This is a genomic window from Noviherbaspirillum autotrophicum, assembly GCF_000818395.1.
GTDB classification, from domain to species: Bacteria; Pseudomonadota; Gammaproteobacteria; order Burkholderiales; family Burkholderiaceae_D; genus Noviherbaspirillum; species Noviherbaspirillum autotrophicum.
Genome location: NZ_JWJG01000018.1, coordinates 1 through 3,477, shown reverse-complemented (window position 1 = coordinate 3,477; position 3,477 = coordinate 1). Strand labels below are relative to the sequence as shown.

The window sequence follows — 3,477 nt, the reverse complement described above, 5'->3', positions numbered from 1 at the left end:
TCCGGCGAATATCTTGTTGATTTCTTCTTCATGGCTCCATTTTCTCAAATATTGGAGCCTCCTCGATTTCCGGGGCGGTTCATAGCGATAAAGGATCTAATTGATGCTGGCGAACCGCATCTTAGTAACGCAGAAAAACTCGCTTCGTCAATAAAGCTTGATTTCTCAATACTAAGAGCAGTACATGGAAAGGCAATAACCGTGGGAGAGTTGGTGGCTCATATCGTCCCAATTAGCCGATTAGATCATATTGAAGGTGCGCTATCGAGCTTGGTTGGTAAAAGCTTCCTGCAAGCGCTTCGTACAACCACAGATCGTTGGGCACACGAGATACGAGGTGAGGCAAACACGCCTATTCTGTCGAAACCGGATGAGGTGTTCGCCGACGTGGTGAGAACATTTGAACTTAGGCACATCATTTGTCACGAAATAGCCTCTGCATACGAGATCGATTCCAATGAAGTTGCGCGCTGCTTTGAGAGCTGTGTGGCATTCTTACGTGTGGCAGATGAATTCATTTCCGAAACAATTCATCCCGGCGCTCCGTTGAGCCAAGCTGAGATGAATATCGCTGCATTCGAGTCGCTCGCGGAAAAGAAGAAATTATTGGAAGATGCTGTTGCAACGATTAAGCTGCGCCTTGATTCAACTGAACTTGCTGCATTTGAAATCGCTCATGAAAATTGGCAGAGCTATTGCGACGCATGGGCAAATTTTGTCGCAGGAGATCAAGCAAATGGTGGAACGATTTGGCCAATGATCTATTCCGGCACAGCGGAGACTTTGGTGCAGCATCGGTTTGAGGAGGTAAGCGGTTGCGGGCGGCTAGGCGATGGCGGCTAAAAATCCAACTCACTAATCAACCCTGGCAGCTACGCCGCTGGTTTTCGCAAACGTTAGCCGTCCGACATTGTCCACCACTTACCTGACACGATGCAAAAGGAACCGCCCCACACACCCTCTGAGTTCGCATTTGGCGCTGTTGTCGTCGTTTTGCTACTCGCGTCTTTGGGCCTTATTGCTGCAGGCGGATGGTTATGGTTCAAGGGTATGTTGGAAAGTGCTGCTCCAGCATGGATTCAAGCTATTGGTAGCATCGCCGCGATATTTGCAGCCACAGAAATTGGCCGCCGCCAAGCGCACGCAGCAAGTGATCTCGAAGCAAAAAAACAGGCCGCAGCAGAGATACAGAAGCTCAAGATTGTCATGGCACTCATGGCTCGTGCACATGGCCTCAGCAATGACATATGTAAGGCATTCTCCACTTCTCAGTTTGATGACTTCGACCAAGTCTCACCGGAATTAATGGTAGATACACATCTTGCACTACGAGCTTTGCCGATTTTCGAGATACCAGATGGCTTGCTCGCGCTGGACGTACTGACGATAGGTAGAGCGCTGGGCGTCATGCACGAGAATTGGCAAAGACTTCGGGAGTTGTGCAATACCGATCCCGCGTCCCTTCTGGAGGAAATCGCAAAACTGGATACTCTTGCGACCGAAATCGGAGAAATCAGTCTTGCCGCTCTTAATGAATGCAAAAAGGAAATTGCAAGTCGTTCGATTTGAGTTTGTCATGTCCATTCTGCCGGCTAACTTCTCGGCCAACCGATCCACCCGCAACTTGCGCTTGCGGGTTCCCTTTGCGCTACACGCTCCGGCGGCCGGCTACCTCAAACATTAGCAGCTGCCTCTCATTTGTCCGCGAACGTCCGCCATGGGTCGAGAGTGTGTAAAAACATGGTTTTGCCGCTAGACCAGCACGAAATAGCGGAATAAAAGAAGAGCGCCTCGTGACATGTTGTGGTCGTGTCGTTCGATTTTCACGTTTTCACACAGTCTCGGCCATATACGGACATTCATATTTCTCTCAACCGTAGTTCACTCGATAATCCAAGGCTTTCCGCCCCCCATTTTTCCCATATTTTTGGGATAGAGGCCTTTATGCTTTCAGCGCTAGCATATTGCTTAATAGACATAAGTACAAACCATCGGTAGACTTAATAAATTGCATCTAGTGCAACACTTGGACGTATTCGTATGGATGCCATCTTTCCCGATTATTGATCTCCGCGTGCAGCAATTATGGAAGCCTGGGTTCTTGTTGAAGATGCTGCTGGAAAGTCTGGCTTTGCTCAAGGCGCAGCAATTCCTCGGGTCAATCCACACTTATTTGTTGAAGAGTTGGTTCGCCTCGGTAAGCTTCCCAAGGACAGTGACTCGCTACTCGATCAGATGCGAAAACTAAGAAATCAGGCTGCTCACCTGCCCGATTTCAGCCTCAATCAAGACGAAGCAGATCGCTATTTACAGCTGGCAGCACGAATGTCGGAGCTTATTCTCAATGTGGAAGGCTAACTCTTTGTTCAACCCAGACCCGCGCTAGAAAGCTGGCCGCTTCGCGGCGTATGAGACTCGCTGGTCAACGCGGCGTTAGCCCTCCAGCGAACACTGGCAATTGGTAGTGTTAAGAACGTAAATATCCTCATCATTAAAAATGGAATTTTTATCTCCCGTCGCCGCTCGCACATATCTAAAACTGTGCCGGATCTCATACTCAGAAGGCATCATTGGACGCTACGAATTTCTCTCAAGAATGCGATCACTTTGTGCCCTAGCTTCATCTGAAGAGGAGCCTTTCCAGTACGCCCGTAACGTGTTGGAATATTCAGGCTGGGATAAAGACGCAGAGTGGATCAACAAATTTGGCACCATTGAAAGCTCTACAGACGAACAACGTACCAATGATCGAGGCAACGCACTGTCGGGTGAAGGCAAGTGGGATGATGAAGACGAAGAGCCAAGCTATTCATTCATGACGAATGCGAGCATGGGCTTTTCAAGGAAATGGGACTTTCATAAGGGGGATGCCGACCCGGACCCGTCTGTCCCGCACGGCCACCATGCTAAGCATAATAAGCGGAAGCTTCATGCGTACAGAGGTTATGTGTATTTTCAAGGTGAGCCTGACGGCAGAGAGCCACGCGAGGCCATGATCCGACTTTGGAACAACCCGGACTTCCGAGACTTTGCCTGCGAGGCGATTATGCATTTTGTCAGCGAGAGGCCTGATTGGGTCTGGGACAGAGACCCACTAATAATTCCCGGGCTTCGCAGGGGGTACTGAAGCTAGCCGCTTTGTGGCGCCTGTCGTGCCCCCACTAGTTCATTCGTTAGATTTTATTCAAACATGAGTCGTACACGAGACATTATTCAAGAAATCGCCGATGTCCGGCAGCGCCGACAATTCGGCTCCGCCATGGCTGAACTCCCGCTTCGACTCTTTGCGCTTGAAAATACCTTCAAGAAGCATGACAAGTCCGAGAAAGAACTTGTCCGGTATTTTCCTGTTGCACTCATTGCCTGTGTTGAAGGCTATTTTCGGGTAGTGAACCGCCCCGGCTTTTGAGGAGGCCGGTTGGTGTGAGTCAGGCCATTTCGACCTGACCGGTTAATTGCCGGTAGTAGTTTGCCTCA

General features: G+C 49.6%; 5 protein-coding genes. All 5 read left to right on the top strand.

The genetic code is table 11. The annotated features are described in order from the left end of the window. On the top strand, positions 1 to 843 hold an 843-nt coding region (locus TSA66_RS01190; protein WP_157691550.1), incomplete at its 5' end, for a lysozyme inhibitor LprI family protein. Positions 844 to 933: 90 nt separating this feature from the next. Beyond that, positions 934 to 1,569: a hypothetical protein gene (locus tag TSA66_RS01185; RefSeq protein WP_040038676.1), complete on the top strand. Its 636-nt coding sequence runs from the start codon at positions 934 to 936 to the stop codon at positions 1,567 to 1,569. 513 nt (positions 1,570 to 2,082) lie between these two features. After that, entirely contained in the window at positions 2,083 to 2,358 is a 276-nt protein-coding gene (locus TSA66_RS01180; protein WP_269748344.1) for a DUF4145 domain-containing protein, read from the top strand. 139 nt (positions 2,359 to 2,497) lie between these two features. Beyond that, positions 2,498 to 3,127 carry a hypothetical protein gene (locus TSA66_RS01175; protein ID WP_157691549.1) on the top strand — a complete coding sequence of 210 codons (630 nt, stop codon included), beginning with the start codon at positions 2,498 to 2,500 and terminating at the stop codon, positions 3,125 to 3,127. Positions 3,128 to 3,190: 63 nt separating this feature from the next. Continuing rightward, positions 3,191 to 3,409 (top strand): hypothetical protein, encoded by a 219-nt coding sequence (locus TSA66_RS26660; protein ID WP_157691548.1) that lies wholly within the window; start codon positions 3,191 to 3,193, stop codon positions 3,407 to 3,409. Positions 3,410 to 3,477: the final 68 nt, after the last annotated feature.

Bases quoted from the DNA above. Each gene is read 5' to 3' on its own strand.
- TSA66_RS01185 (WP_040038676.1), top strand. From the start codon at position 934: ATGCAAAAGGAACCGCCCCACACACCCTCTGAGTTCGCATTTGGCGCT.
- TSA66_RS01175 (WP_157691549.1), top strand. From the start codon at position 2,498: ATGGAATTTTTATCTCCCGTCGCCGCTCGCACATATCTAAAACTGTGC.
- TSA66_RS26660 (WP_157691548.1), top strand. From the start codon at position 3,191: ATGAGTCGTACACGAGACATTATTCAAGAAATCGCCGATGTCCGGCAG.